The sequence below is a fragment of the Janthinobacterium glycogeni genome, assembly GCF_051380725.1.
In the GTDB taxonomy this organism is placed as follows: domain Bacteria; phylum Pseudomonadota; class Gammaproteobacteria; order Burkholderiales; family Burkholderiaceae_D; genus Janthinobacterium.
The window spans coordinates 441,592-467,556 of sequence record NZ_JBNYXP010000002.1; the positions used below are offsets into that span (position 1 = coordinate 441,592).

26 protein-coding genes are annotated in these 25,965 nt (G+C 62.9%); 7 read left to right on the top strand and 19 right to left on the bottom strand.

Annotated features, from left to right (window positions below; translation table 11 throughout):
- Positions 1-23: 23 nt before the first annotated feature.
- The 8 genes from ACQ4W4_RS07580 to leuS all read right to left on the bottom strand — a co-directional run bounded on the left by ACQ4W4_RS07580 (position 24) and on the right by leuS (position 9,385).
- Positions 24-1,304, bottom strand: coding sequence for a multidrug effflux MFS transporter (locus ACQ4W4_RS07580; protein WP_200880291.1), 1,281 nt, complete (start codon positions 1,302-1,304; stop codon positions 24-26).
- Positions 1,305-1,378: 74 nt separating this feature from the next.
- A complete protein-coding gene (locus tag ACQ4W4_RS07585; protein WP_419177865.1) occupies positions 1,379-2,584 on the bottom strand; it encodes a THUMP domain-containing class I SAM-dependent RNA methyltransferase in 1,206 nt (401 codons plus the stop codon).
- 104 nt (positions 2,585-2,688) lie between these two features.
- Positions 2,689-3,303: a 2-hydroxychromene-2-carboxylate isomerase gene (locus ACQ4W4_RS07590; RefSeq protein ID WP_436541442.1), complete on the bottom strand. Its 615-nt coding sequence runs from the start codon at positions 3,301-3,303 to the stop codon at positions 2,689-2,691.
- Between the two features lie 10 nt (positions 3,304-3,313).
- The gene (locus ACQ4W4_RS07595; protein WP_290600109.1) at positions 3,314-3,751 is read right to left on the bottom strand and encodes a CopD family protein; all 438 of its coding nucleotides are present in this window, start codon (positions 3,749-3,751) and stop codon (positions 3,314-3,316) included.
- 70 nt (positions 3,752-3,821) lie between these two features.
- Positions 3,822-5,105: a glutamate-5-semialdehyde dehydrogenase gene (locus ACQ4W4_RS07600; RefSeq protein ID WP_436541443.1), complete on the bottom strand. Its 1,284-nt coding sequence runs from the start codon at positions 5,103-5,105 to the stop codon at positions 3,822-3,824.
- Between the two features lie 11 nt (positions 5,106-5,116).
- Entirely contained in the window at positions 5,117-6,133 is a 1,017-nt protein-coding gene (gene holA, locus ACQ4W4_RS07605) for a DNA polymerase III subunit delta (protein WP_058048018.1), read from the bottom strand.
- Between the two features lie 10 nt (positions 6,134-6,143).
- Positions 6,144-6,743 (bottom strand): LPS-assembly lipoprotein LptE, encoded by a 600-nt coding sequence (locus ACQ4W4_RS07610; protein WP_436541444.1) that lies wholly within the window; start codon positions 6,741-6,743, stop codon positions 6,144-6,146.
- A 2-nt stretch (positions 6,744-6,745) separates the two neighbouring features.
- Positions 6,746-9,385 carry a leucine--tRNA ligase gene (gene leuS / locus ACQ4W4_RS07615; RefSeq protein WP_326459802.1) on the bottom strand — a complete coding sequence of 880 codons (2,640 nt, stop codon included), beginning with the start codon at positions 9,383-9,385 and terminating at the stop codon, positions 6,746-6,748.
- Positions 9,386-9,517: 132 nt separating this feature from the next.
- Between leuS and ACQ4W4_RS07620 the strand changes: the two genes are divergently transcribed.
- On the top strand, positions 9,518-10,306 hold the full coding sequence (locus tag ACQ4W4_RS07620) for a DUF6597 domain-containing transcriptional factor (protein WP_436541445.1): 789 nt from the start codon (positions 9,518-9,520) through the stop codon (positions 10,304-10,306).
- Between the two features lie 92 nt (positions 10,307-10,398).
- Positions 10,399-10,764 (top strand): VOC family protein, encoded by a 366-nt coding sequence (locus ACQ4W4_RS07625; RefSeq protein ID WP_436541446.1) that lies wholly within the window; start codon positions 10,399-10,401, stop codon positions 10,762-10,764.
- On the opposite strand, the gene ACQ4W4_RS07630 is transcribed toward ACQ4W4_RS07625, so the two are convergent.
- Positions 10,761-11,657, bottom strand: coding sequence for a LysR substrate-binding domain-containing protein (locus tag ACQ4W4_RS07630; protein ID WP_436541447.1), 897 nt, complete (start codon positions 11,655-11,657; stop codon positions 10,761-10,763). The genes ACQ4W4_RS07625 and ACQ4W4_RS07630 overlap by 4 nt on opposite strands.
- Positions 11,658-11,818: 161 nt before the next feature.
- Between ACQ4W4_RS07630 and ACQ4W4_RS07635 the strand changes: the two genes are divergently transcribed.
- Together ACQ4W4_RS07635 and ACQ4W4_RS07640 are read left to right on the top strand one after the other, a co-directional pair.
- Positions 11,819-13,000: an acyl-CoA dehydrogenase gene (locus tag ACQ4W4_RS07635; protein ID WP_077408772.1), complete on the top strand. Its 1,182-nt coding sequence runs from the start codon at positions 11,819-11,821 to the stop codon at positions 12,998-13,000.
- The gene (locus ACQ4W4_RS07640) at positions 13,000-14,259 is read left to right on the top strand and encodes a CaiB/BaiF CoA transferase family protein (RefSeq protein ID WP_436541448.1); all 1,260 of its coding nucleotides are present in this window, start codon (positions 13,000-13,002) and stop codon (positions 14,257-14,259) included. The genes ACQ4W4_RS07635 and ACQ4W4_RS07640 overlap by 1 nt, the downstream gene beginning before the upstream one ends.
- Before the next feature lie 95 nt (positions 14,260-14,354).
- On the opposite strand, the gene ACQ4W4_RS07645 is transcribed toward ACQ4W4_RS07640, so the two are convergent.
- From ACQ4W4_RS07645 to ACQ4W4_RS07655, 3 genes are read right to left on the bottom strand one after another with little or no spacing between them, the layout of a single operon-like run.
- Complete coding sequence (locus ACQ4W4_RS07645; protein WP_305049482.1) at positions 14,355-14,681, bottom strand: barstar family protein; 327 nt, start codon at positions 14,679-14,681, stop codon at positions 14,355-14,357.
- Between the two features lie 8 nt (positions 14,682-14,689).
- On the bottom strand, positions 14,690-15,499 hold the full coding sequence (dapB, locus tag ACQ4W4_RS07650; RefSeq protein WP_436541449.1) for a 4-hydroxy-tetrahydrodipicolinate reductase: 810 nt from the start codon (positions 15,497-15,499) through the stop codon (positions 14,690-14,692).
- Between the two features lie 19 nt (positions 15,500-15,518).
- On the bottom strand, positions 15,519-16,286 hold the full coding sequence (locus ACQ4W4_RS07655) for an outer membrane protein assembly factor BamE (RefSeq protein ID WP_436541450.1): 768 nt from the start codon (positions 16,284-16,286) through the stop codon (positions 15,519-15,521).
- 64 nt (positions 16,287-16,350) lie between these two features.
- Between ACQ4W4_RS07655 and fur the strand changes: the two genes are divergently transcribed.
- Complete coding sequence (fur, locus tag ACQ4W4_RS07660; RefSeq protein WP_034745717.1) at positions 16,351-16,782, top strand: ferric iron uptake transcriptional regulator; 432 nt, start codon at positions 16,351-16,353, stop codon at positions 16,780-16,782.
- Between the two features lie 51 nt (positions 16,783-16,833).
- Here the strand turns inward: fur and hrcA are convergent, their stop codons facing one another.
- Together hrcA and ACQ4W4_RS07670 are read right to left on the bottom strand one after the other, a co-directional pair.
- Positions 16,834-17,850, bottom strand: a complete 1,017-nt coding sequence (gene hrcA / locus ACQ4W4_RS07665) for a heat-inducible transcriptional repressor HrcA (RefSeq protein WP_436541451.1) — start codon at positions 17,848-17,850, stop codon at positions 16,834-16,836.
- 102 nt (positions 17,851-17,952) lie between these two features.
- Positions 17,953-18,678 (bottom strand): HAD family hydrolase, encoded by a 726-nt coding sequence (locus ACQ4W4_RS07670; RefSeq protein ID WP_436541452.1) that lies wholly within the window; start codon positions 18,676-18,678, stop codon positions 17,953-17,955.
- A gap of 244 nt (positions 18,679-18,922) precedes the next feature.
- Here ACQ4W4_RS07670 and ACQ4W4_RS07675 point away from each other — a divergent pair, with 244 nt between their 5' ends.
- Positions 18,923-19,522: a hypothetical protein gene (locus tag ACQ4W4_RS07675; protein ID WP_436541453.1), complete on the top strand. Its 600-nt coding sequence runs from the start codon at positions 18,923-18,925 to the stop codon at positions 19,520-19,522.
- Positions 19,523-19,563: 41 nt separating this feature from the next.
- Entirely contained in the window at positions 19,564-20,145 is a 582-nt protein-coding gene (locus tag ACQ4W4_RS07680) for a hypothetical protein (RefSeq protein WP_436541454.1), read from the top strand.
- Between the two features lie 187 nt (positions 20,146-20,332).
- Here ACQ4W4_RS07680 and mmsB read toward each other — a convergent pair whose 3' ends face one another.
- Genes mmsB through ACQ4W4_RS07705 form a run of 5 tightly spaced genes read right to left on the bottom strand, consistent with a single transcriptional unit; the run spans position 20,333 to position 25,841 of the window.
- Entirely contained in the window at positions 20,333-21,310 is a 978-nt protein-coding gene (mmsB, locus tag ACQ4W4_RS07685; protein ID WP_436541455.1) for a 3-hydroxyisobutyrate dehydrogenase, read from the bottom strand.
- Positions 21,258-22,388 carry an enoyl-CoA hydratase/isomerase family protein gene (locus ACQ4W4_RS07690; protein WP_436541456.1) on the bottom strand — a complete coding sequence of 377 codons (1,131 nt, stop codon included), beginning with the start codon at positions 22,386-22,388 and terminating at the stop codon, positions 21,258-21,260. Before ACQ4W4_RS07690 ends, mmsB begins: the two co-directional genes overlap by 53 nt.
- Positions 22,381-23,166, bottom strand: coding sequence for an enoyl-CoA hydratase (locus ACQ4W4_RS07695; protein ID WP_436541457.1), 786 nt, complete (start codon positions 23,164-23,166; stop codon positions 22,381-22,383). The genes ACQ4W4_RS07690 and ACQ4W4_RS07695 overlap by 8 nt, the downstream gene beginning before the upstream one ends.
- Complete coding sequence (locus tag ACQ4W4_RS07700; protein ID WP_425253191.1) at positions 23,163-24,323, bottom strand: acyl-CoA dehydrogenase family protein; 1,161 nt, start codon at positions 24,321-24,323, stop codon at positions 23,163-23,165. The genes ACQ4W4_RS07695 and ACQ4W4_RS07700 overlap by 4 nt, the downstream gene beginning before the upstream one ends.
- 9 nt (positions 24,324-24,332) lie before the next feature.
- The gene (locus ACQ4W4_RS07705; protein ID WP_436541458.1) at positions 24,333-25,841 is read right to left on the bottom strand and encodes a CoA-acylating methylmalonate-semialdehyde dehydrogenase; all 1,509 of its coding nucleotides are present in this window, start codon (positions 25,839-25,841) and stop codon (positions 24,333-24,335) included.
- Between the last annotated feature and the right edge of the window lie 124 nt (positions 25,842-25,965).

A 25,965-nucleotide genomic window follows, 5' to 3' on the forward strand; every position in this document is an offset into this window, starting at 1 on the left:
ATCCAGCGTTCTGTCATGGAAACTTATGCCTTGAAGGAACCCAGCAAACGGTGGCGGAAGCGCCGCGATATCAGCCACAGCGCCAGCGCCAGGCCCGTAAACGCCAGCTGACCCGACGCCAGCCACAGCACGGAGCCGGACAGCAGCGGCGAGATCACGCCGGCCACCACGGCGCCCAGCAAGGTGCTGGCAAACGACTGGCACGAGGCCACCGTGCCGCGGATGTGCGGAAACAGGTCGAGCGCCAGCAGGGTCGCGCCCGGCCCCACCAGCGACATGCCGAAGGTGTAGAAGAACAAGGGCAGCACCGACCAGGGCAAGGATGGCGGCAGGAACAGGTGATACACGACATTGACGCTGGCGGCGCACAGCAGGAAGGCAAAGCCGATGCCGATCTGGCGCGCGAACGTGACCTTGCCGGCGATGCGGTTGGCCGCCGCGGCGCCCATGAAGATGCCGCTCACGCAGGGAATGAACAGCCAGGCGAATTGCGATGGCCCCAGGCCCAGCTGCTTGGGCAGCATTTCCGGCGCGGCCGTGATGAACAGGAACAGGCCCGCGAAATTGAGGGCGACGATGCCGGCCTTGATGTGGAACAGGGGCGAGCGCAGGATCTGGCCATAGCTCGACGCCAGGAAACGGGGATTGAAGGGCTGGCGCTTTTCCATCGGCAGGGTTTCGGGCAGGCGCCAGTAGCAGAACGCCAGCAGCACCACCGTGTAAAAGGCGAGGAACAGGAAGATCGAGCGCCAGTCGAACCAGATGACGATCCAGCCGCCCAGGATGGGCGCGACGGCCGGGGCGATGGAAAAGATCATCGTCACCAGCGACAGCAGCCGCGCCGCCGCCGCATCGGCATACAGGTCGCGGATGATGGCGCGGCTGATCACCACGCCGGCACCGGCCGAAACGCCCTGCATGATGCGGAAGAACCACAGGTAGTGCACCGTGTGCGCCGAGGCGCAGCCCAGCGAGCCGATGGCAAACATCAGCAAGGACACGAGGATGACGTTGCGCCGGCCGAAGGTGTCCGAGATCGCGCCATGCCACAGCACCATGCCGGCGAAGGCCAGCATGTAGAACGTCAGCGACTGCTGCACTTCCAGCGGCGACGCCTGCAGCGAACCCTGGATCGCGCCAAACGCGGGCAGGTAGGTATCGATCGACAAGGGGCCCAGCATCGACAGCCCGGCCAGCATCATCGCCAGCGCACCGCGGCTCAGCGGCGCCATATGGCTCGGCGTGGGAGGCGGAACGGGCGTGACCGGGTCGGGCGGCACATCGGCCGGAGGGGTGGGAAACATGGCGGGTCCAAAGTGGCGCACGGACCGGTTTCGGTCCGTGCGCGGGGTGACTGCGAGGGTCTTGCGGTGAACGCTTACTGCTGTGGCTTGGGCTTGGCTTCTTCACGGCGGTTGTATCCCGCCACCATATCAAAGCGGAACAAACGGCATTCCAGCGCGCCGTTGAAGAAAGGCGTCTTGCGCGCTTCCTTCAGACGCAGCAGCTTGGGCAGGCCCAGGTCGGCCGTGAACAGGAACACGGTCCAGCCGGCGAAACGCTGCTTCAGGGTCGTGCCCATGGCCGAATAGAAGGACGTCGACAGTTCATCTTCCGGGATGGTGCTGTCGCCGCGCACGCCGATACGCTCGCCGTACGGCGGGTTGGTCAGCATGATGCCCGGCACGTCGCTCGGCGGCTTGACTTCCTGCGCCTCGATCTGTTTCAGGGGCACCTCGAAGCGCACGCCGGCGCAACGCAGGTTATGGCGCGTCATGGCGACCATGTCGCCCGAAATGTCGCTGCCGAAAATGGTCGGTTCGGCCGGCAGCGGATTGACCTTGATGGCGTTTTTCATGGCATTCCACGGCGCCGGATCGAAGTCGTGGAAGTTCTCAAAGGCGAACTGGCGCGACGCGCCCGGTGGTATCCCCTGCAGCATCTGCGCCGCTTCGGCCAGGATGGTGCCGGAACCGCACATCGGGTCGAACAGCACCATGCCAGGCTTCCAGCCAGACACGCGCAGCAGGCCGGCGGCCAGGTTTTCGCGCAGCGGCGCGTCGCCCGTCTCTTCGCGCCAGCCGCGCTTGAACAGGGCTTCGCCCGAAGTATCGAGGTAGACGGTAAACGTGTGCGCGTCGAGGAAGCCGACGATGCGCATGTCCGGCGTCTTGGTATTGACCGATGGACGCTCGTTGAACTGGTCGCGGAAGCGGTCGCAGATCGCATCCTTGATTTTCAGTGTCGTGAATTCCAGGCTGCGCAGCGGCGATTTCACGGCCGTGACGTCGACGCGGATCGTGTGGTGCACGCCGAACCAGTCTTCCCACGATTGCGCCAGGGTCAGGTCGTAAATATCGTTTTCCGTCTTGTAGCCGGAATGGGCCATGCGCATCAGCACGCGCGAAGCGATGCGCGAATGCAGATTGATGCGGTAGGAATCGAGCAGGTCGCCGGAGCAATGGACGCCGCCGGGCACCTGGTTGTGGACCTTCATGGTCGCACTATCCTGGGCGATCTCGCCCAGTTCCTCGGCCAGCGCCGCTTCCATGCCGCGCGGGCATGGGCAAAAATATGAAGCCATGGTGTACCTTTTATCCGTTGAAAAACAATTAACTAAAAATTTCAAAACTTGTCGGATTACGCGCGGCTTTGCCACGCTAATCCGACCTGCCACTCTCTAAAAAACTACTTCTCCAGCGCGCGCTCGACAAAATCGAGGCGGTCCTGGCCCCAGAACCCTTCGCCATCGACGATGTACCACGGCGAACCGAACACGCTGGCGGCGGTGGCCGCTTCCGTGTTGGCGTCGTATTCCGCCTGCACACTGGCCGTCTCCGACGTTTTCAGCAACTGGCGGCCATCGAAACCGGCGTCAAACGCGATCTGCACCAGGGTTTCCTCGTCGCCGATGTTGCGCTCCTCAGCCCACAGGCCGCGCATGATGGCGTGCGCCAGCTTCAGCGACGCTTCCACGCCGTGCGCCAGGCGCGTGGCGATGATCAGCTTGGCCGACGCATCCGGCGATACGGGGAAGAACTTCGGCTGCAGGGTCAATGGCACTTGCAAAAAGGCCGACCAGCGCGCCAGTTCGGCCAGGCGGTACGCCTGGCGCTGCGGTGCGCGCTTGGCCAGCGGCAGGCCGCCCGAGACGCTGAAGACCTTGCCCAGGTCAAAGGGACGCACGTCGATCTGTGCGCCCGTCTTCGCGGCGATGGCCATCAGGCGCGCATGCCCCAGGTAGGTCCATGGCGAGTGGGGCGCAAAAAAATACTGCACGACTTTGCTCTGGCTTGCACTCATCTCGACTCCCTTAGAAAGGCTTGACCACGACCAGCACGACGACGGCCAGCAGCATCACCACCGGCACTTCATTAAACCAGCGGAACCAGGTGTGGCTGCGCTTGTTGAGCCCTTTTTCAAACTTGCGCAGGATGGCGCCGCAGGCGTGGTGATAGCCGAGCAGCAGCACCACGAACGTCAGCTTGGCGTGCATCCAGCCCGGCATCTTCATGCCGCCTTGGCTGCCGCCATACAGCATCCACATCAACGCCAGTCCCAGCACCATCGCCGGCAGCGCCAGCAGGGACATGAAGCGGTACAGCTTGCGCGCCATCAGCAGCAGGCGCTCGGTGGCCACCGTTTCCGTCTCCATCGCCAGGTTCACAAAGATGCGCGGCAAGTAAAACAGACCGGCGAACCAGGAAATGACGAAGATGATGTGGAAGGCTTTGGTCCAGAGAAAGAGCATGGGGTTCCCAGTGTCAGAGGTATCGAAAAAGGAGAGCGCGGGCCGCCTTGTGGGCCGCCCGCGAAAGAGACTATTTGCGTACTTCGCCGTGGCCGAAGACCACGTACTTGAGCGAGGTCAGGCCTTCCAGTCCCACCGGGCCGCGCGCGTGCAGCTTGTCGTTCGAGATGCCGATCTCGGCGCCCAGGCCGTATTCGAAGCCGTCGGCGAAACGCGTCGAGGCGTTCACCATCACCGAGGCGGAATCGACTTCGCGCAGGAAGCGCAGCGCATCGCTGTAGTCCTCGGTAATGATGGACTCGGTGTGCTTCGATGAATACCGGTTGATATGGTCCATCGCTTCGTCGATGCCGTCGACCACCTTCACCGACAGGATGGCCGCCAGGTATTCGGTGGACCAGTCTTCCTCGGTGGCGGGCACCAGGTGCGGATAAGCGGCGGCGGCCAGGATCGCATGGCTTTCCGGATCGGCGCGCAATTCCACCTGTTTGGTCAGATACAGTTCGGCCAGCTGCGGCAGCACGGTCGGTGCGATGGCGCGCGACACCAGCAGGGTTTCCATGGTGTTGCAGGTGCCGTAGCGGTGGCACTTCGCGTTGAAGCCGATATCGATCGCCTTCCGGATATCGGCCTTGGCGTCGATGTAGACGTGGCAGATGCCGTCGAGGTGCTTGATCATCGGCACGGTGGCCTCTTCCATCAGGCGCGCGATCAGGCCCTTGCCGCCGCGCGGCACGATGACGTCCACGTACTGCGGCATGGTGATCAAAGCGCCGACGGCGGCGCGGTCGGTGGTGTCGATCACTTGCACGGCATCGGCAGGCAGGCCTGCACCCAGCAAGCCCTCGGCCACCAGCTTGGCCAGCGCGCGGTTGCAGTGTATCGCTTCCGAGCCGCCGCGCAAGATCGTCGCGTTGCCGCTCTTGATGCACAGGCCGGCCGCGTCCACCGTCACGTTCGGACGCGCTTCATAGATGATGCCGATGACGCCCAGCGGCACGCGCATCTGGCCTACCTGGATGCCCGTCGGACGGAATTTCATGTTCGAGATTTCGCCGATCGGGTCGGCCAGCGACACGATTTGCGTCAAGCCTTCAACCATGGTGGCGATGGCGGCGTCGGACAGGGTCAGGCGGTCGAGCATGGCCGGCGCCAGACCGGCGGCGGCCGCCGCATCGAGGTCGCGCTGGTTGGCCGCGCGCAGCAGGTCGGCATCGCGCACGATGGCGGCGGCGATCAGGGTCAAGGCGCGGTTGCGCGTGGCGCTGTCGGCACGCGCCATGGCGCGCGAAGCGGCGCGCGCGCGCGTGCCCACGTCCTGCATATATTCTGTGATGTCCATGCTCGTATCCATATAGTAAAAAACTAGCCTCGGGCGATCTTCAGTCCCAGTTGCAGCATGGCGTCCCAGGCATCGCCCGCGTAGCCCTTGGCGCGCAAACCCTTGATCATCTTGTCCACCTGCGCCGCCTGCTGCAGCGCCGCTTCCAGCACGGGCAGCGAAATGCGCCGCAGGGCCGGTTCCATCATCCGCTCGCGCGGCCCCCAGATGCGGTATTCCTTCAGCAGCGCGCCCAACGGACGCCCTTGCGCCATGCCGGCCTTCAATTTTAACAGCGTGCGGATTTCCTCGGAGACGGCCCATAACACCAGCGGCAGCGCCTCGCCCTCGCCTTTCAAGCCTTCGAGCATGCGCACCAGACGCGCCGGGTCGCCGGCCAGCATGGCTTCGGACAGCTTGAAGACATCGTAGCGGGCCACATTCAGCACCGCGTCCTGCACTTGTTCGTACGTCAGCTTGCCCGCCGCGTGCAGCAGGCCCAGTTTCTGGATTTCCTGGTGCGCCGCCAGCAAATTGCCCTCCACCCGTTCGGCGATGAAGTCGATGCTGGCACGCTCGGCGCTTTGCCCCTGCGCGGCCAGGCGCTGCGATATCCACGCCGGCAACTGTGCCCGTTCCACATTCGGAATGTCGATATACACGGCCGCCTGCTGCAGACTGGCGACCCAGGCCGCCTTTTGCGTGGCCCAATCCAGCTTGGGCAAGGTGATCAGGGTCAGGTTGTCGGGACTGAGGTTTTTCGCGTAGCTTTGCAGCGCCGCGCCGCCATCCTTGCCCGGCTTGCCGGTGGGGATGCGCAGTTCGATCAGTTTTTTATCGCCGAACAGCGACAGTTCCTGGTTCGCCGCCAGCAGTTCACCCCACTTGAAGCTGCGCTCCACCGTCAGCACGTCGCGCTCGGAGTACCCCTGCGCGCGCGCCGCGCGGCGGATCTTGTCAGCCGCTTCCAGCGCCAGCAAGTGTTCGTCGCTGGTGATCACATACAGCTGCGCCAGCGGCTTGGCCACATGCCCATCGAGCGCATCTATCCGCAATTGCATGGCGTCCCCGTTACTGCTGCGGGGCTGCCGGCGCGGCCGGCGTCACGGGCGCCACTGGCGCCTCCGACATGGCCGGCAGCACCGGCTTGATGGCGGCCAGGCGGCGCATGATCTGCTGCACCAGGTCGTTGCGCATGTCGCGGTACAGCGCCGCTTCCTCGGTTTCCTTGGCCAGTACCTGCCTGTCGTCGAAGGTGATGGGACGCACCAGGCTGATGGTCGTCGGCGCCAGCAACTGGTTGCCGGCCTTGTCCAATACGCGGAAATTGATCGAATAGCCGAGTTGGTACTCTTGTACGCGGCCGCTGGTGTTCAAGGACAAAATGGTCTTGGTACGATTCATCTCCGGATCGGAGAGCACTTCAAGGACGGCGTCGGCGCCATCCCTGGTATTGACCACCTCCGTGCTGCCGATGGCGCGGATATAGCGCTTCAGGCCGATCGCCAGCGGCGACGAGTCGGGCAAGCCGATGTACATCGTCGCGAACGGCAGCATGAAACTGCCGTTCGAACCGCGCAAGTGAAAGCCGCAGGCCGACAGCAGGACGGTCAGGCCCAACGCCAGCACGGCGCGGCGGCCCAACAGCGATACTTGAGAGGAAGTCGTCATGATTACACCACGATGCTGATTAACTTGCCTGGCACGACGATGATCTTCTTCGGCGTGGTCTCGACGTACTTCTGCACACTTTCACACGCCAGCGCGGCCGCTTCGATGCTGGCCTTGTCCGCATCCTTGGCCACCGTGATCGAGCCGCGCAGCTTGCCGTTCACCTGGATCATCATCTCGATCTCGGACTGTTCCAGCGCTTGCGGGTCGACCTGCGGCCATGCCACGTTCAGCAGGTCGCCATGCACGCCGGCATAGCCCAGCTCTTCCCACAGCACATGGGTGATGTGCGGCGCGACAGGATTGAGCAGGCGCAGGAAGATGGAGAAGCCTTCGGCGATCAGCGCCTTCGACTGCGCGCTATCGTCCAGCTTGGCCGATTCCAGCGTGTTGAGCATCTTCATGCAGGCCGACACGACGGTGTTGTACTGGATGCGCTTCAAGTCGTAGTCGGCTTGCTGCAGCAGCTTGTGCAATTCGCGGCGCAGGTTTTTCTGCGCGTCGCCCGTGGCCGGTGCGGCGCCGCCAGCCAGTGCGGCCTGGATCGTTGCCGACTGGGCGTAGCCGAAGTTCCACACGCGGCGCAGGAAACGGTTCGCGCCTTCGACGCCGCTGCCCGACCATTCCAGCGTCTGTTCCGGCGGCGAGGCGAACATGGTGAACAGGCGGGCCGTGTCGGCGCCGTACTGCTCGATCTGCGCTTGCGGGTCGATGCCGTTGTTCTTCGACTTCGACATTTTTTCCGTGCCGCCGATTTCCACCGGCTGGCCGTCGGCCACCAGGACGGCGGACTGCGGACGGCCCTTGTCGTCGAGCGACAGGCGCACGTCGTCGGGGTTGAACCAGGTGGTCTTGCCCGCGGCGTCCTTGCGGAAGTAGGTTTCATTGAGCACCATGCCTTGCGTCAGCAGGTTGACGAACGGCTCGTCGAACTTGACCAGGCCGAAGTCGCGCATGATCTTGGTCCAGAAGCGCGCGTACAGCAAGTGCATGACGGCGTGTTCGATGCCGCCGATGTACTGGTCCATCGGCATCCAGTAATCGTTGCGCGCGTCGACCATGGCGTCGTTCGAGCCTGGCGAGGTATAGCGCATGTAGTACCACGACGAATCGACGAAGGTGTCCATGGTGTCCGTCTCGCGGCGCGCCGGCTTGCCGCACTGCGGGCAGTCGCACTGCAGGAAGGCTTCATATTTGTTCAGCGGATTGCCCGTGCCGTCCGGCACGCAGTCTTCCGGCAGCACCACCGGCAGATCTTTTTCCGGCACCGGCACCACGCCGCAATCGGCGCAATGGATCATCGGGATCGGCGTGCCCCAGTAACGCTGGCGCGAAATGCCCCAGTCGCGCAGGCGGAACGTGGTTTTCTTTTCGCCCAGGCCCAGTTCGGCCAGGTCGGCGGCCACCGCGTCGACGGCGGACGCGAAATGCAGGCCGTCGTATTTGCCGGAGGCGATGCAGACGCCATCCTTGCTGCCATACGATTCCTGCCAGGCGTCCGTCGAAAATTCCTGGCCCTTGACCTCGATCACTTGCTTGATCGGCAGATTGTATTTCTTGGCAAAGCCGAAATCGCGCTCGTCGTGCGCCGGCACACCCATCACGGCGCCGTCGCCATAGGTGATCAGCACGTAGTTGCCGACCCACACTTCCACTTGCGCGCCCGTCAATGGATGCGTGACGAACAGGCCGGTCGGCATGCCCTTCTTCTCCATCGTCGCCATATCCGCTTCGATCACGGAACCGAGCTTGCATTCGGCGTTGAACGCGGCCAGTGCAGGATTGGTTTGCGCGGCGTGGATGGCCAGCGGGTGTTCGGCGGCCACGGCGCAGAAGGTCACGCCCATGACGGTGTCCGGACGGGTGGTGAACACATACAGCTTGCCGTCGCCGATCAGGGCGCCGTTCGCGTCCTTGATCTCATGCGGGAAGGCGAAGCGCACGCCCGTCGACTTGCCGATCCAGTTGGTCTGCATGATGCGCACGCGCTCGGGCCAGCCCGGCAGCTTGTCATCGACATAGGCCAGCAGCTCTTCCGCGTAATCGGTGATGCGCGCGTAATACATGGGGATTTCGCGCTTTTCGATCAGCGCGCCGGAACGCCAGCCCTTGCCATCGACCACTTGTTCGTTGGCCAGCACGGTCTGGTCGATCGGGTCCCAGTTCACGGTACCCGTCTTCTTGTAGATGATGCCTTTTTCCAGCATCTTCAGGAACATCCACTGGTTCCATTTGTAGTATTCCGGCTTGCAGGCGGTCATTTCGCGCGACCAGTCGATGGCCAGGCCCATCGATTCCATCTGCTGCTTCATGTGGGCGATGTTCGAATACGTCCATTGCGCAGGCGGCACGTTGTTGGCCATGGCCGCGTTTTCCGCCGGCATGCCGAACGCATCCCAGCCCATCGGCATGAGCACGTTGTAGCCGTTCATGCGCAGGTAGCGGTACATCACGTCATTGATCGTATAGTTGCGCACGTGACCCATGTGCAGCTTGCCCGAAGGGTAAGGCAGCATCGAGCAGGCAAAATACTTGCCTTTTGGGAAACGCGGGTCGTGTTCGACGGCTTTGTAGGCGTCGATCGCCTTCCAGTGCGATTGGGCGGCTTGTTCGACGTCGGCGGGACTATATTTATCTTGCATGATGTGCGGCCAATAGTGGATATGAACCGAGCATTATACTGGTTGTCGCCGCCCGATAGCGCGGCGCGCCGGCGGCGCGGGCCGGCAAATTTTGGCCGGCGCACAATTCGGCTGTGTAATATATGGGCAATCTTGTTCTATGCATCAACACCGGCCATGATCGTCTACCAGGAATATCCGCCCCTCCCCGCCCTGCGCCCCTGGCTCGACTGCGTCTGGACCTGCCGCGTGCAGACGGGCCCCACGCCCTTGACGCACCATGTCTTGCCCGACAATTGCATCGATATTTTGTGCCAGGACCAGCAGGACGCCAGCTTTGCCGTCGGCATGATGACGGCGCCGATCGCCGTCATCAGCCAGGGCCTCGTGCAAACGGTGGCGGCCCGCTTCAAGCCGGGCGCGGCGGCCCGATTCTTCCAGCTGCCCCTGTGCGAACTCAATGATGGACGTGCCGACCTGCAACAGCTGTGGGGACGCGAGCTGGCGGCGCGCCTGGGCGACGCGCTATGGTGCGAACCCTTGAGCAATGCACAAAGGGTTTCAATTTTGCAAGAATATCTGCTGCTGCGCCTGCGCGCCGCGCCGCCACGGCACCAGGCCGGCGCGGCCGAACATGCGATCGCAGCCATTGAGGCGGCATCGGGGCAGATACGCGTGGATGGACTGGCGCAGCAGCTGGGCGTATCGCGCCAGCACCTGGCGCAGCAATTCCGCCAGCAAGTGGGCATCAGCCCGAAGCTGTTTGCCCGCATCTGCCGTTTTCGCGCCGCCAGCCAGGGACTGAAACGCCTGGCGGAACAGCCGGACTGGGCGCAAGTCGCCGTGCAATATGGTTATTTCGACCAGTCGCACCTGATCCACGACTTCCAGGATTTCGCCCGCAACTCGCCCGAGGCGTGGCTGACGGGCCGGCGCGCCTGAGCACCTGAGCACCTGAGCACCTTCCATTTTTCCAATCGCGCGGCAAGCGCCAGTGGCATGATGGCGTATTCTTCATTCACCAGGAGCAGAACATGATCAAGGGTTTACGCACCGTCACCTATCCCGTCCCCGACCTGGACCAGGCCAAAGCCTGGTACAGCCAGGTGTTCAACACGACGCCGTATTTCGACCAGCCGTTCTATGTCGGCTTTGCCATCGGCGGCTTCGAGCTTGGGCTGATGCCCGGTGGCGAGCCCGGCACGCAGGGTAGCGTGACGTACTGGGGCGTGGACGGCATCGAGCAGGAGGTCGAACGCATCGTTGCGCTGGGCGGCAGCCTGCACCATCCGATCACGGACGTGGGCGACGGCATCCGCACGGTGGAATTGCTCGACCCGTTCGGCAACCAGATCGGTCTGATCGACAATCCCCACTTCGATACCGCCAAGGTCATCTAGGCGGCCTCGTCTTGCAGCCAAACGCGGAACTGCTGCAAGGCCAGTTTTTCATGCGCCGCCTCGGGCGTGATCAGGTAATACGCACGCTGGCCGCGCAGTGGGCGCTCGCATGCAATGCGCAATTCGCCGCGTGCCAGTTCCGCTTCGACCAGCATACGGGGCAGCAAGACCACGCCCTGTCCCTGCACGGCCGCCATGGCCAGCATGGAAAACAGTTCATAGCGGGCGCCGTAGCGCGCCAGTTCCCCATCGACCTGCATGGCGTCAAACCACTGGCGCCAGGCGCCGGGACGCGTACTTTGTTGCAACAGGGTCAGTTCCAATAAATCCTGCGGCTGCCAGGCGCTGCGCGCCGCCAACAGGCGCGGGCTGGCGACAGGCACGATTTCTTCGTGCATGAGCAAGGTGGCGCGCGTGCCGGGCCAGCGCGCCAGCTGCTCGGGCGTGCCCGCGTACAGGGCGCCGTCGTATTCCGTATCGGCAAACATGAACGGTTTTGTGTACGCGTCGATATGCACGACGATATCCGGGTGCAGCTGCGCCAGCGAAGACAGCCGCGGCATCAGCCAGCGCGTGGCAAACGTGGGCACGGAGGCCAGCTGCAAGGCCCCGCCGCCGCCCTGGCGCGCCATGGTGTCGAGCGTGTCGCGCTCCAGGCCATCGAGACGGGCCGCGATCTGCCGCGCATACGCGGCCCCGGCGCTCGTCAGCAGCACGCCATGGCGCGTGCGCTGAAACAGCTGCACGCCAAGAAAGCTTTCCAGAGAGGATATCTGCCGCGAGACGGCGCTTTGCGTCAGCGACAATTCGCGCGCCGCATGCGTGTAGCTCTGGTGGCGCGCGGCCGCCTCGAAGCAATTCAAGGCTTGCAGCATGGGAATCTTGCGTGTCATCGGTACACCAGCAAAGGAATAAAGACCCCAGTATGCCGCAAGATATGCGCAACACGCATGTCTGCGTGCGAAAAAATCGTTTGCGCAAGGCTAGGCAAGAACCTACCATGAGCCATATTCAATCTTGCGCCGATCACCGGCGCTCACCTGCGAGGCCTGTGATGAGCAAAACCGTATTCGACTGGAATTCCCCCCTGCTGCTGGAAGAACAACTGACGGGCGACGAACGCGCCGTGCTGGAAGCGGCCCGTGACTATTGCCAGGGCAGCCTGGTGCCCAGGGTGCTCGAATCGTTCCGCCATGGCCGCACGGACGCCGCCATCTTCCGCGAAATGGGAGAGCTGGGCTTGCTGGGAACGACCATTCCCGAAGAATACGGCGGGGCCGGCCTGAACTATGTTTGCTACGGCCTGGCCGCGCGCGAAGTCGAGCGCGTCGATTCGGGCTACCGCTCGATGATGAGCGTGCAATCGTCGCTGGTGATGGTGCCGATCAACGCCTTCGGCAATGAAGAAACCAAACAGAAGTACCTGCCGAAACTGGCGACGGGCGAATACATCGGCTGCTTCGGCCTGACGGAACCGAACCACGGCTCCGACCCTGGCAGCATGGTCACGCGCGCGCGCAAGGTGCCGGGCGGCTACAGCCTGTCCGGCGCCAAGATGTGGATCACCAACAGCCCGATTGCCGACGTGTTCGTCGTCTGGGCCAAGGACGATGAAGGCGCGATCCGCGGCTTCGTGCTGGAAAAAGGCTGGAAAGGCCTGTCGGCGCCGGAAATTCACGGCAAGGTCGGCTTGCGCACCAGCATCACCGGCGAAATCGTCATGGATGAAGTATTTTGCCCGGAAGAAAACGCCTTCCCCGACGTGCGCGGCTTGAAAGGTCCATTTACATGCCTGAACAGCGCCCGCTACGGTATCGCCTGGGGCGCGCTGGGCGCGGCCGAAGACTGCTACCTGAAGGCACGCCAGTACACGATGGACCGCCAGCAATTCGGCCGTCCGCTGGCTGCAAACCAGCTGGTGCAAAAAAAACTGGCGGACATGCTGACGGAAATCACCATGGGCTTGCAAGGCTGCCTGCGCCTGGGCCGCATGAAGGATGAGGGTTCGCCTGCCGTGGAAATCACATCCATCATGAAACGCAACAGCTGCGGCAAGGCCCTCGACATTGCCCGTATGGCGCGCGACATGATGGGCGGCAATGGCATTTCCGACGAGTTCGGCGTCATCCGCCACCTGGTCAACCTGGAAGTGGTCAACACCTATGAAGGCACGCACGATGTGCACGCGCTGATCATCGGCCGCGCCATCACCGGCATCGCCGCCTTCAGCAACTGATGGACGCCTTGGCTTCCACCCTCGCCTCCACCCTGCGGCCCGCGCCGCTGACCGGCTTGCGCGTGCTCGACCTGTCGCGCGTGCTGGCCGGCCCGTGGGCCGGACAAATGCTTGCCGACCTCGGCGCCGATGTCGTCAAGGTCGAGCAGCCGGGCCGCGGCGACGACACGCGCTCCTGGGGGCCGCCGTATCTGAAGGACGAGGACGGCCGCGATACGGCCGAGGCCGCCTACTTCCAGTGCGCCAACCGCAACAAGCGCTCCTTGTGCATCGACCTGGCCTCCCCTGAAGGGCAAGCCCTGGTGCGCAAGCTGGCAGCCGAATCGGACGTGCTGCTGGAAAATTTCAAATTGGACGGCTTGAAGCAATACGGTCTCGATGCGGCCAGCTTGCTGGCGCTCAACCCGCGCCTCGTGTACTGCTCCATCACGGGTTTCGGCCAGGATGGGCCGTATGCGGCGCGCGCCGGCTATGACTTTTTGATCCAGGGCATGGGCGGCTTGATGAGCATCACGGGCGTGCCCGATGGCCAGCCGGGCGCGGGACCGCAAAAAGTGGGCGTGGCGCAGACGGACATCCTGACGGGCCTGTACGCCACCATCGCCGTGCAGGCGGCATTGGCCGAACGCGAGCGCTCGGGACTGGGCCAGCATATCGACCTGGCACTGCTGGACGTGCAGGTGGCGGCGCTGGGCAACCAGGCCGCCAATTACTTGTGCGGCGGCAAGGTGCCCCAGCGCATGGGCAATGCGCATCCGAACATCGTGCCGTATCAAGACTTCCCCACGGCCGATGGCGACATGATTCTGGCGATCGGTAACGATGGGCAATTCTCACGCTTCTGCGCCATCGCCGGCCACCCGGAATGGGCGCAGGATGAACGCTTCGCCACCAATCCGCAACGCGTGGCGCACCGGGCGATCTTGATCCCCTTGATGCGCCAGACCACGGTCATGCGCACGACGGCCGAGTGGATCAGCGCCTTCGAAGCGCAAGCCGTGCCGTGCGGCCCCGTCAACCGCATCGACCAGGTCTTTGCCGACCCGCAAGTGGTAGCGCGCGGCTTGAAAGTGGAGATGGCGCATCCGACGGCGGGCACGGTGGCGCTGGTGGCCAATCCCGTGCGCCTGTCAGCTTCTCCGGTGCAGTACCGCTTGCCGCCGCCCTTGCTGGGACAGCATACGCAGGAGGTGTTGCAGCAATGGCTGGGCCTGGATAACAGCCAGATCGACGGCTTGCGCGAACGCAAGGTCGTGTAAATGTTGGGTAGGTCGGATTAGGCCCTGCGGGCCGTAATCCGACGCATTGGTTGGTGCTGGTAACGTCGGATTACGCGCTTGCGCGCTAATCCGACCTACTTCAATACCAGCTTCAGCGCCGGCTTTTCACCGTAATCGTCATAGCGCTCATTGATGCCGGCGATGCAGAACGTGATTTCTTCCAGTAAATCAGGCACTTGCGCCTTCATCGCTTCCGCATCCTGCACGACGATGTCGAGCACTTCGTTCGGTTTCAAACGGAACTGCGTCATGTTTTCATCGTCGCGCAAATAGCTGAGGCAATCGACCCAGGCATCCATGCTGTTGCCGTAGAACTCGGGGAAACCGAAGGCTTGCACGCATTGCGCGTGGAAGCTCGCTTCATCGGTGATGTCTTTTCCATTCAGGATGGCAGTGGCCATGGTCTTCCTCAGTTCTTCAGCGACAGCACATCCTGCATGTCGTACAGGCCCGTCGGCTTGTCGGCCAGGAAACGCGCAGCGCGCAGCGCGCCGTGGGCGTAGGTGACGCGGCTGCTCGACTTGTGGCTGATCTCGATGCGCTCGCCGATGCCGGCAAACAGTACCGTATGGTCGCCGACGATATCGCCGCCGCGGATGGTGGCAAAGCCGATGGTTGACGGATCGCGTTCGCCCGTCACGCCTTCGCGGCCGTACACGGCGCATTCCTTCAGGTCGCGGCCCAGGGCGCCGGCCACCACTTCCCCCATTTGCAGGGCGGTGCCCGACGGCGCATCGACCTTGAAGCGGTGATGCGCTTCAATGATTTCGATGTCGTAGCCTTCGGACAGGCTTTTCGCGGCCAGTTCCAGCAGCTTCATGGTGACATTCACGCCCACGCTCATGTTCGGCGCGAACATGATGGCCGTCTTTTCGGCGGCGGCGGCAATGGCGGCCTTGCCCGCGTCATCGAAACCGGTGGTACCGATGATCATCTTGATGCCGTGCTCGGCGCAATACGCCAGATGCTGCAAAGTGCCTTCGGGGCGCGTGAAGTCGATCAGATAATCGGCATTGGCCAGGCCGGCAGCCAGGCTTGACTCGATCAGCACGCCAGCAGGCTTGCCGAGAAAGGCAGCGGCATCCTGGCCGACGGTCGGCGAGCCTGCACGGTCGAGGGCGCCGGCCAGCACGGCGTCCGGCGCGTTGCTGACCGCTTCGATCAGGATATGGCCCATGCGGCCGCTGGCGCCAGCGATGGCAATTTTCAGTTCAGTCATTTTATTCTCTTACAGCAACTTATTTGGTGGGTTCAGCAGCGGGTGCCGGTGCAGGTTCGACGGCAGGCGCCGGTGCTGGCACAACTTCAGGCTTGCTCACAGGAATGGCGGGCGCGGCATCGGCCGGCACCGGCACGGCGCTTGGCGCCACGGGCGATGGCACGGCGGCGGCAGGCACGTCGGCCTTGGCGACCTTGGCGAACCGCGATGGGCCAGCGATGCGGTCGATATATTCTTTCTCCGTCGGCAAGTTGCCGCCTTCGAAACGTTCAACCTTGCCATCCTTGCCGAAGTACACGACCACGCGGCTGCTGGTGGTTTCGCCACTGCCCCGCGCCAGGCGGAATGGATAATCCCAGCGGTCCGCATGGAAGATATCGGTCAGCAGCGAAGTGCCGAGGACGAAACGCACCTGGTCACGCGTCATGCCCACTTTCAACTGGGCCAGCATCTCTTCGGAGACAAAGTTGCCTTGTTGAATGTCAGGACGGTAGGGCGAGAAAAACCACATGAATTTTTGCAGCGGCGTAATGGTGGTCGTTTGTGCGCCCTGTTCGGGGACCAGTTCCTTGCCTTCTTTTTGAGCGGCTGCCGGCTTTTCGCCAAGAATGCCACGGTTGGCGCAGCCGGACACGGCCAGCGCGACACAGACCATGCCTGCCACGACTGGTGCTCGAAATGAAATACGGTGCCAGAGAGATGGCAATACAGCCGGGGTTACGCGCATAAATGACCTCAATTGGATGAACAAAACGCCAGGAGTGACCGGCCCGCCAAAAAAAAGCATATTTTGGCACTCCCCGACAAAACGCTATATGATAAAGCACCTGACCCACATACGAGCAACAAACATGAGTAACAATCCTAGTGATCTCAAGGCAAGCGGCCTGAAAGCCACCCTGCCACGGCTGAAGATACTCGATATCTTCCAGAGTAGCCCGGTACGCCACCTGACCGCGGAAGACGTCTACAAGATTCTGCTGGCCGACAATATGGATGTCGGTTTGGCAACTGTCTACCGTGTCCTCACGCAATTCGAACAAGCCGGCTTGCTTAACCGCAACCATTTTGAAACCGGCAAGGCGATTTTCGAACTCAACGAAGGCTCCCACCACGACCACCTGGTGTGCCTCGATTGTGGCCGGGTCGAAGAATTCTTCGACGAAGAAATCGAAATCCGCCAGCAAAAAGTGGCCGAAGAGCGCGGCTTCAAGATCGCCGAACACGCCCTGGCCATCTACGGCAACTGCACCAAGACAGCTTGCCCGCACAAAACAGCCTGACCCACGCCGGCCGTTCCCGCAAGGGGCCAGCCGGCGCAGCATTGAACCGCATCAATGATGGCTGAGCGCGCTCGACAGTAATTTAGCGGTGATATCGACAATCGGGATGACGCGCTCGTAAGCCATGCGCGTCGGTCCGATCACTCCCAGCGTTCCCACGATCTTGCCGTTGACTTCATACGGCGCCGTCACCACGCTCATCTCATCCATCGGCACCAGGTTCGATTCGCCGCCGATGAAAATCTGTACGCCCGTCGCCTTGCTCGACACGTCGAGCAGCTGCATCAAGCCCGTCTTTTGCTCGAACATGTCGAACATCTGGCGCAGCGAATGCATATTCGATGACAGATCGCTCACGCTGAGCAGGTTGCGCTCGCCGGAAATCACCATGTCGTCGCTATGGTCGGCCATCGCTTCGCTGCCCGCCTCCACGGCAGCCTGCATCAGGCTGCCCATGTCGTCGCGCAACTGGCGCAGCTCGCCTTGCAGGCGCACGCGCACGGCGTCGAAGGACAGGCCGCCATAATTCTGGTTGATGTAATTGGCCGATTGCACCAGTTGCGCCGGCGTATAGTCGGCCTCCGTCAGCAATAAACGGTTCTGCACGTCGCCGCCGGGAGCGACGATGACGAGCAGGATACGTTTTTCGGACAGGCGCAGGAATTCGATTTGCTGGAACACGGACTCGCGGCGCGGACTGAGCACGACGCCGGCAAACTGCGACAGCGACGACAGCATCTGCGCCGCGTTGGCGATGGTTTTTTGCGGCTGCGGCGTCTGCAGGCGCATGCGCGATTCCACCATGTGCTCGTCCAGGTGCCGGACGGTCAGCAAGGTGTCGACAAAGATGCGGTAGCCGCGCGGCGTGGGAATGCGTCCGGCCGAGGTGTGCGGACTGGACACATAGCCGAGTTCTTCCAGATCGGACATGATGTTGCGGATCGTGGCCGGCGACAGATCGAGGCCAGAAATTTTCGACAAGGCGCGCGAACCGACCGGCAGGCCATCGGCGATATATCGCTCGACCAGGGCTTTCAGCAGTGTTTGGGCACGTGTATCGAGTTGCATGGTGTTTTATGTAAGCAAGTATTTTGTTAAGCAAGCGGCAACGAAAGCAGCCGAACGTGCATCAACAGCGCCTATTATGCACGTTCGCCCGTCCGGCGGCGATCAATCTTCCAGTTGCCTCTGCAGCCACAGCAGCAATTCATCAAAGTTGGCGCAGATGGCGTCTGGCTGCACGCCGGCGGCCAGGTGAGCATCGCTGCCCTTGCGATTCATCCAGACGGCGCGCATGCCGGCCCCCTGCGCGCCCGTCACGTCGAAATACAGGTCGTCACCGACATACACGGCTTCGTGGGGCGCCACGTCCAGCGCGGCGCAAGCGGCCAGGAAGATGCTGGCGTCAGGCTTGGCGACGCCAAAATCGCTGGCGGCAATCGACACTTTAAAATGCTGCGCCAGGCCGATAATTTCAAGGTCCGCATTGCCGTTCGAGATCGAGCCGACCAGCATGCGCTGGCCCATCCAGGCCAGGCCGGGCAAGACATCGTCATACGGCTGGACGCGATGGCGCGCCGCCAGAAATTGCGCGATGGCGCCATCGACCAGGGCGGGATCTTCGCCGGCGGCCTCGAAGGCGGTCAGCAAGCCCGCGCGGCGCAACTCGATCAAATTGCCATGGAAATGCGGTTGTTCATTGAGCATGGCCAGACGATGCTGGCGCAACAGCTCGATGGAAAACTGCTGCGCCACCTTGGGCGCATGCGTGGCCAGCCAGTCGTGCAGCAGGGTTTCGGCGGCGGCAATCACGGGCGCGATGGGCCACAGGGTATCGTCGAGGTCGAACAGGATGGCCTTGGGCGGCACGGCTGGTTTTACAGGGACAAGAGACATGGAACTCACTATAGATGCCGCGTCACGGTGCGCAGCCTGCATCTATTGTCGCACCGATCGCCGCCGCCGGCATGGCGGCGCCCCGTTGAAATGGGGCCGGGCCGGCGCTTCCCGGCAAAAAATTGTTACAGGGTGATACAAGGCAAGATCATCCGGCTTGCCAGATAGACTAAAATAGGCGCCATTCCAATGCGGCGCCAGCGTCCGCGTTGCGCTACCCACCCTAATTCGTTTTGGAGAATGTATGAAAAATTTGTACCTGCGCTCGATGCTGGCGACGGCTTGCGCCGTCACACTGGCGGCCTGCGGCGGCAGCGGCGGCAATCTGTATCTGAGCGGCCAAGTCGTCAATCTGGCAAAAGATGGCCTGATTCTCCTGAATAATGGCGAACGCCTGCCTGTCTCCTCAGGCCAGACTTCCTTTGTTTTCACCAAGCTGGTCAACACCGATGACCGCTACGATATCACCATTGCGCAACAGCCAAAAGGCGCCGTGTGCACGATTACCAATGGCGCGGGCAAGGCATCGAGCTATACCGTGACCACTGCCTTGGTGAGCTGCGTGACCAATACCTACCCGCTGAGCGGCACGATCACAGGCCTGACCGCCGACGGCTTGACCCTGGCCATCGGCAATACCACCACCAGCCCGCTGAAAGGCAGCACCAGCTATACGTTCCCGAATGTCAATGACGGCATCGCCTACAATATTTCCATAGCGACGTATCCAACGGGCCAGACGTGCAAGTTCGTGGGCTCTGCCAGCGCCAACGGCCGCGATGTCGTCGGCACCATGGGCTCAGCCGCCACGACCGGCGCCGCACTGAACTGCACGGCGCAGTAAGCCACGCGATTCGTCACCACTATATTGGATTGGAGAAATACATGAAGTTATCCTGCCTGCGCCCACTCGCCGCGCTGCTGTTGACCCTGGGATTGGCTGCTTGCGGCGGCAAGGCCTCGTATGATGTCAGCGGCACCGTCAGCAACTTGAACACCGAAGGCCTGGTCCTGGCCAATGGCGGCGTCAACCTCCCGATCAAAGCCGGCCAGACCTCGTTTACCTTTGCCAAGCGCATCGACTATGGCACCGACTACAACATCACCGTGCAGACCCAGCCAGCCCACATGACATGCACCGTCAGCGGCGGAACCGGCTCGGCCGGTCACTACGTGAGTATCCAGGCATCGGTTTCCTGTGCGCGAAACGTGTATACGGTAGGCGGCACGGTGACGGGCCTGACAGCCGACGGCCTGATCCTGATCAACGGCAATGCGCAAACCACAGTGGCCAAAGGCAGCACGACCTTCACCCTGGCGTCGCCTGTGGCCGATGGAGACAAGTATGGCATCAGCGTCTTTACCCAGCCAACAGGCTTGCAATGCAGCGTGGCGCCCAACACGGGCGTCGGCGTCATGGGTGAAGCAAACGTGACCACCGTGCAGATCGCCTGCAATCCGGGCTAACGCTACGGCGCTGGCAGCCGCCACGCGGCTGCCAGGAAGAGATATCACGGAAATATATAACTGATATTCCAAAGATAAATTGGAGTTATATGTGGCGATGCAGCATAATGCATCTGTCTCCTCCAACTCTTCCAAGAATTGGATTTAGCCCGCTTTTACCAGCGGGCTTTTTTTTGTCCAAAATTTCTCAGGCAGGCTTGTTCAAGCCCGGCTGCAGCATCTGCACGATGCTGGAGAAATCCTGCTGCGCATAACCGGCTTGCGCATGCATCTGGTACAGCTGGCGCACCAGCCCGCCCAAGGGCGTGGGCGCGTTGGCCGACAGGGCAGACTGCTGCGCCAGGCCCAGGTCTTTCAGCATCAGCGCCGTGCCGAAGCCGCCCGTGTAATTGCGCGACGCGGGCGTGCCGTCCATAACGCCGGGCCACGGGTTATACACTTCCAGGGTCCAGTTGCGGCCCGAACTCTTGGCCATGATGTCGGACAACACTTTCGGATCCAGGCCATGCGCCACGCCCAGGTTCAGCGCCTCGGCCGTCCCCGCCATCAGAATGCCCAGCAGCATGTTGTTGCAAATCTTCGCCACCTGACCCGCGCCCGCCTCGCCCGCATGGAAGATGTTCTTGCCCATCTTTTCCAGCAGGGGACGCGCCTGCTGCAAGGCCGCTTCGCTGCCGCCGACGATGAAAGTCAGGGTGCCGGCCGCCGCGCCCGCCGTGCCGCCGGAGACGGGCGCATCGATCATGGCAAAGCCGCGCTCGCTGGCCGCCTGCGCCACCTGCCGCGCCACGTCGGCGGCGATGGTGCTGCAATCGATGAACAGGGCGCCCGGCTTGGCCGAATCGAGCACGCCGCCGGCCGCCAGGTACAGCTCCTGCACATGCTTGTTGGCTGGCAGCATGGTGATGACGGCGTCGGCCGTCTGCACGGCCGCGCTGGCGGACGCGGCCGCCGTGGCGCCCGCCTCGACGAGCGACGCCACGGCGGCCGGCGCCAGGTCGAACACGGATACGTGGAAGCCGGCGGCCACCAGGTTGCGGGCCATCGGCGCGCCCATGTTGCCCAGGCCGATGAAAGCGATATGTTGCATGTGTAGATCTCCTGTTGTTCTTTTAATGCAGGTCGGCCAATGGATGCTGTGTCCATGGCGCCGTGAAATATTCATTCAGATACGCATCGCCGACCTCGGCCAGGCTGGCCGGCTGCCACTGCGGCGCGTTGTCCTTGTCGATCAGCAAGGCGCGCACGCCTTCGCTGAAGTCTGCATGAGCGCAGCATTGCACGGCGACGATCAGTTCCAGCTGGAACACTTGCGCCAGACTCAGATGCCGCGTGCGTACACGCATGGCCCACACGAGGGCGGCCGAGCTGGGCGCGCCCTTGTCCAGCGAGTGGGCCGCCTTTTGCAGCCACACCGAATCGCCGTCGTAGGCGGCGATGGCGGCCACCACTTCGGCCAGGGTCGGCGCTTGCGTCAGCGCGGCGATGGCGTCGAAGTTGGCGCGCACTTCGGACACGGGCAGCATGGCCGTGGGCGCCGAGAAACCGCGCAGCAGGCGGTCCAGTTGCTCGCTGTTCGCCTGCGGACTGGCTTGCCATTGCGCCAGCGCCAGCGCATCGAGCACCATGGCGCGCTCTTCCTGGCGCAGGAAATAGTCGCCCAGGTCCGCGAACAGGGCATCGGCCGCGTTCAAGGGCGCGCCCGTCAAGCCCAGAAACAGGCCGCTGCGCCCCGGCATGCGGCCCAGGAACCAGCTGCCGCCCACATCGGGGAACAGGCCAATCGTGATTTCCGGCATGGCGATGCGCGTGCTTTCCGTGACCACGCGGTGGCTGGCGCCGGCCATCAGGCCCAGGCCGCCGCCCATGACGATACCGCCGCCCCATACCAGCAACGGTTTCACATAGGTATGGATGCGGTGGTCGAGCCGGTATTCCTCGGCAAAGAAGGCCAGCGCCTGCGGGTTCGGCACAACGTCCGGCTGCTCGACGACGGCCGTGCGCAGGCTGCGCACGTCTCCGCCGGCACAGAAGGCCTTGTCGGTCGACGATTGCAGCACCACGCAGGCGATGGCGTCGTCAGCGGCCCAGCGCACGAGAGCGCCATCGATGGCGCGTATCATGTCCAGGGTCAGCGCGTGCAAGGACTTCGGCGCGTCGAGGGTGATGACGCCCAGCTTCATGCCGCCAGGACAGTCGCGCTCTTCCAGTTTCACTGTCTCAACATTGACGATTTCAGCCATTCTTCCACTCCGCCGGACGTTTTTCCAGGAAGGCCTGCACGCCCTCCTTCTGGTCTTGCGTATCGAACAGGCCCAGGAACAGGGTGCGTTCATCGGGCAGGGAATCGACGAGCGGATGGCTGCGCGCGCCCTGGATCAGGGTCTTGCACGCCGTCACGCTGCTGGGGCTCTGACGCGCCACCTTGGCGGCCAGAGCCAGCGCCGTGGCGGCAGCCTTGCCGGTCGGCACGACTTCCTCGACGAGGCCGATGGCCAGGGCCTTGGCCGCGTCGACGCGCTCGCCGCACAAGATCATGCGCTTGGCCCAGCCTTCGCCCACCAGCCACGGCAAGTGCTGCGTGCCGCCCGCGCATGGCAGCAGGCCGACCGAGGCTTCCGGCAAGGCCATCTGCGCATGCTCCTCGGCAATGCGGATGTCGCACGCGAGCGCGCATTCGAGCCCGCCGCCCATGGCATAGCCATTGATGGCGGCAATGCTGACGCCGCGAAATGCGGACAGCGCCTCGAACGCCTCGCCAAAGGCGGCCGCCATGGCGAAGGCCGTATCCTTGTTACCGTCGGCAAACACGTTCAGGTCGGCGCCGGCCGAGAAGAACTTGGCGCCGCCGCCCGTGATCACGAGCGCGTACACGTCCGGATCCCCATTCAGGTCGGCCACCAGGTCCCTCAGCGCGTTCAGGCTGGCCAGGGTCCACGTGTGGGCGGGCGGGTTGTCGAGGGTCACCAGGGCCGTATGGCCACGGCGTTCCAGCAGTAAATTTGTATACACTTTGCTCATCGTAAGGTCTCCGTGGCGCCGTCTTTCAAGATCGCTCGCGCGACGATCAGGCGCATGATTTCATTCGTCCCTTCCAGGATCTGGTGTACCCGCGTGTCGCGCACGTGGCGCTCGAGCGGGTACTCGCGGATGTAGCCGTAGCCGCCATGCAATTGCAGCGCATCGTTGGCCACATTAAACCCCACATCCGTGGCGAAACGTTTTGCCATCGCGCAATATGCCGTGGCATCCGGGCTTTCCTGGTCCAGTTTCCAGGCCGCCAGGCGCACCATCTGGCGCGCCGCCACCAGTTCCGTCAGCATGTCGGCCAGCTTGAATTGCAAGGCCTGGAATTGCGCCAGCTCGCGGCCGAACTGCGTGCGCTCCTTCATGTAGACCTGCGCGCGCGTGAGGGCAGCCTGCGCCGTGCCCACCGAGCACACGGCGATATTGATGCGTCCGCCATCGATGCCCTTCATGGCGATGGCAAAGCCCTCGCCTTCCGCGCCCAGCAAGTTACCAACCGGCACTTTTACCTGGTCAAAGCTGATGATGCGCGTGGGCTGGCTGTTCCAGCCCATCTTTTCCTCTTTCTTGCCATACACGATGCCGGGCAGATTCGCCGGCACGGCAAAGGCGGAAATGCCGGCCGCGCCCTCGCCGCCGGTTCTCGCCATGACGATCAGCATGTCCGTCTGGCCCGCGCCGGAGATAAACGCTTTCGTACCGTCGAGTACATAAAAGTCGCCATCCCGTACGGCTTTCGTGCGCAAGGAGGCCGCGTCGGAACCCGATTGTGGTTCCGTCAGGCAATAGCTGGCCAGCTTCTGGCCGGCGGCCAGGGCCGGCACCCACTCGTCGCACAGGGCTTCCTGGCCCCAGCGCGACAGCATCCAGGTGGCCATGTTGTGGATCGTGATGTAGGCCGTAGTCGAGGTGCAACCGCCGGCCAGCTCTTCGAAGACGATGGCGGCGTCCTGGCGCGACAGGCCCAGGCCGCCCCAGCGCTGCGGCGTGTACAGGCCGCAAAAGCCCATCTCGCCCGCCTTGGCGATGGTTTCCACCGGGAAGATCGATTCCGCATCCCAATGCGCCGCGTGCGGCGCCAGTTCACCTTCGGCAAACGCACGCGCCGCCTGCTGGAACTCGCGCTGCTCGTCGCTCAGTTCAAAGTCCATGGCAGCTCCTTACTTGAGGCTGATGGTGGTGTTGACCTTGCCCACCGAGGCCGCATCCGTGAACCAGCGCTGGGTAATCGTCTGCGTCTGCGTGTAGAACAGCACGACCTGCTTGCCGAACGGGCCCAGATCGCCCAGCTTGGAGCCGCGCGACCCCGTAAAGCTGAACAGGGGAACGGGCACGGGAATCGGTACGTTGATGCCGACCTGGCCCACATCGATTTCTTCCTGGAAGTAACGGGCGGCGGCGCCGCTTTGCGTGAACAAGGCCGTGCCGTTGCCGTTCGGATTCGCGTTGACGAGGACAATCGCTTCGTCCAGGGTGTCGACTTCGACGACGATCAGGACGGGGCCAAAGATTTCCTGGTCATACACGACCATGCCGGGTTTCACGCCGGAGAGAATCGTCGGTCCCACGAAGTTGCCGTTCGGATAGCCATCGACTTTCACGTCGCGGCCATCGAGCGTCAGCACGGCGCCCTGCTCCACACCCTTGGCGATCAGACCAAACACGCGTTCTTTCGCGGCGCAAGAAATGACGGGACCCAGGTCGGGATTGTCCTTGCCCGCACCGACCGTCAGGGTTTGCGCCTTGCTAGAGAGTTCCGGCAGCCACTCGCGCGCCTCGCCCACCAGCACGGCGACAGAGGCGGCCATGCAGCGCTGGCCGGCCGCGCCGAAACCGGCGCCCAGCAGCTGGTTCAAGGTCTGTTCTTTATTTGCGTCCGGCAAGACGACGGCGTGGTTCTTGGCGCCCATCATGCATTGCGCGCGCTTGCCGTTCAGGCTGGCGCGCTGGTACACATGCGTGCCGACCTTGCTGGAGCCGACAAACGAGATCGCCTTGATATCCGGATGGTCGCACAGGGCATTGACCACGTCTTCGCCGCCGTGAATGACGTTCAGCACGCCAGCCGGGATGCCCGCCTGCAAGGCCAGGCGCACGAGTTTTTCCGTCACGAGCGGATCTTGCTCCGATGGTTTCAGCACGAAGGTATTGCCGCAGGCAATCGCCATCGGGAACATCCACAGGGGAATCATGGCGGGGAAGTTGAATGGGGTAATGCCGGCGCACACGCCCAGCGGCTGCATCACGCTGTAGGTATCGACGCCGCCGGCCACGTTCTGCGCGTACTCGCCCATCTGCAGGGTGCCGATATTGGCGGCATGTTCCACCACTTCCAGGCCGCGGAAGACGTCGCCTTCCGCGTCGAGCAGGGTCTTGCCCTGTTCCATGGTCAAGGTGGCGGCCAGGTCGGCCATATTTTCGCGGATCAGCTGTTGCAGCTTGAGGAAAATGCGCGCGCGCGCGCCGATCGGCGTCTTTCGCCAGGTTTTGAAGGCGCGCTGGGCCGAGGCGATGGCCGCGTTCACTTCCTCCGGCGTGGCGAACGGTACCTTGGCCAGGACTTCCTGCGTGGCGGGGTTGACGACGTCGCGCCAGACGGTGGTGCGGGATTGAACCCACTCGCCGTTGATCAAGAGGGGAACGGTCGGAATTGCGGTTTGCGTGGTCACTCGGTGTCTCCTGGTGTGGGTATAGGTCTGTTTGCATTATTCGCACAATCGCCGCTGCAAACAAGGCGTGAAAATGCGAGATAATGCAAAGCTGAATCTGTTAATCTGCAAAGATTGTAAATTT

Excerpts from the sequence above, each read along its gene's own strand:
- ACQ4W4_RS07580 (WP_200880291.1), bottom strand. The coding sequence starts at position 1,304 with ATGTTTCCCACCCCTCCGGCCGATGTGCCGCCCGACCCGGTCACGCCC.
- ACQ4W4_RS07585 (WP_419177865.1), bottom strand. The coding sequence starts at position 2,584 with ATGGCTTCATATTTTTGCCCATGCCCGCGCGGCATGGAAGCGGCGCTG.
- ACQ4W4_RS07590 (WP_436541442.1), bottom strand. The coding sequence starts at position 3,303 with ATGAGTGCAAGCCAGAGCAAAGTCGTGCAGTATTTTTTTGCGCCCCAC.
- ACQ4W4_RS07595 (WP_290600109.1), bottom strand. The coding sequence starts at position 3,751 with ATGCTCTTTCTCTGGACCAAAGCCTTCCACATCATCTTCGTCATTTCC.
- ACQ4W4_RS07600 (WP_436541443.1), bottom strand. The coding sequence starts at position 5,105 with ATGGATACGAGCATGGACATCACAGAATATATGCAGGACGTGGGCACG.
- holA (WP_058048018.1), bottom strand. The coding sequence starts at position 6,133 with ATGCAATTGCGGATAGATGCGCTCGATGGGCATGTGGCCAAGCCGCTG.
- ACQ4W4_RS07610 (WP_436541444.1), bottom strand. The coding sequence starts at position 6,743 with ATGACGACTTCCTCTCAAGTATCGCTGTTGGGCCGCCGCGCCGTGCTG.
- leuS (WP_326459802.1), bottom strand. The coding sequence starts at position 9,385 with ATGCAAGATAAATATAGTCCCGCCGACGTCGAACAAGCCGCCCAATCG.
- ACQ4W4_RS07625 (WP_436541446.1), top strand. The coding sequence starts at position 10,399 with ATGATCAAGGGTTTACGCACCGTCACCTATCCCGTCCCCGACCTGGAC.
- ACQ4W4_RS07630 (WP_436541447.1), bottom strand. The coding sequence starts at position 11,657 with ATGACACGCAAGATTCCCATGCTGCAAGCCTTGAATTGCTTCGAGGCG.
- ACQ4W4_RS07635 (WP_077408772.1), top strand. The coding sequence starts at position 11,819 with ATGAGCAAAACCGTATTCGACTGGAATTCCCCCCTGCTGCTGGAAGAA.
- ACQ4W4_RS07640 (WP_436541448.1), top strand. The coding sequence starts at position 13,000 with ATGGACGCCTTGGCTTCCACCCTCGCCTCCACCCTGCGGCCCGCGCCG.
- ACQ4W4_RS07645 (WP_305049482.1), bottom strand. The coding sequence starts at position 14,681 with ATGGCCACTGCCATCCTGAATGGAAAAGACATCACCGATGAAGCGAGC.
- dapB (WP_436541449.1), bottom strand. The coding sequence starts at position 15,499 with ATGACTGAACTGAAAATTGCCATCGCTGGCGCCAGCGGCCGCATGGGC.
- ACQ4W4_RS07655 (WP_436541450.1), bottom strand. The coding sequence starts at position 16,286 with ATGCTTTTTTTTGGCGGGCCGGTCACTCCTGGCGTTTTGTTCATCCAA.
- fur (WP_034745717.1), top strand. The coding sequence starts at position 16,351 with ATGAGTAACAATCCTAGTGATCTCAAGGCAAGCGGCCTGAAAGCCACC.
- hrcA (WP_436541451.1), bottom strand. The coding sequence starts at position 17,850 with ATGCAACTCGATACACGTGCCCAAACACTGCTGAAAGCCCTGGTCGAG.
- ACQ4W4_RS07670 (WP_436541452.1), bottom strand. The coding sequence starts at position 18,678 with ATGTCTCTTGTCCCTGTAAAACCAGCCGTGCCGCCCAAGGCCATCCTG.
- ACQ4W4_RS07675 (WP_436541453.1), top strand. The coding sequence starts at position 18,923 with ATGAAAAATTTGTACCTGCGCTCGATGCTGGCGACGGCTTGCGCCGTC.
- ACQ4W4_RS07680 (WP_436541454.1), top strand. The coding sequence starts at position 19,564 with ATGAAGTTATCCTGCCTGCGCCCACTCGCCGCGCTGCTGTTGACCCTG.
- mmsB (WP_436541455.1), bottom strand. The coding sequence starts at position 21,310 with ATGAATATTTCACGGCGCCATGGACACAGCATCCATTGGCCGACCTGC.
- ACQ4W4_RS07690 (WP_436541456.1), bottom strand. The coding sequence starts at position 22,388 with ATGGCTGAAATCGTCAATGTTGAGACAGTGAAACTGGAAGAGCGCGAC.
- ACQ4W4_RS07695 (WP_436541457.1), bottom strand. The coding sequence starts at position 23,166 with ATGAGCAAAGTGTATACAAATTTACTGCTGGAACGCCGTGGCCATACG.
- ACQ4W4_RS07700 (WP_425253191.1), bottom strand. The coding sequence starts at position 24,323 with ATGGACTTTGAACTGAGCGACGAGCAGCGCGAGTTCCAGCAGGCGGCG.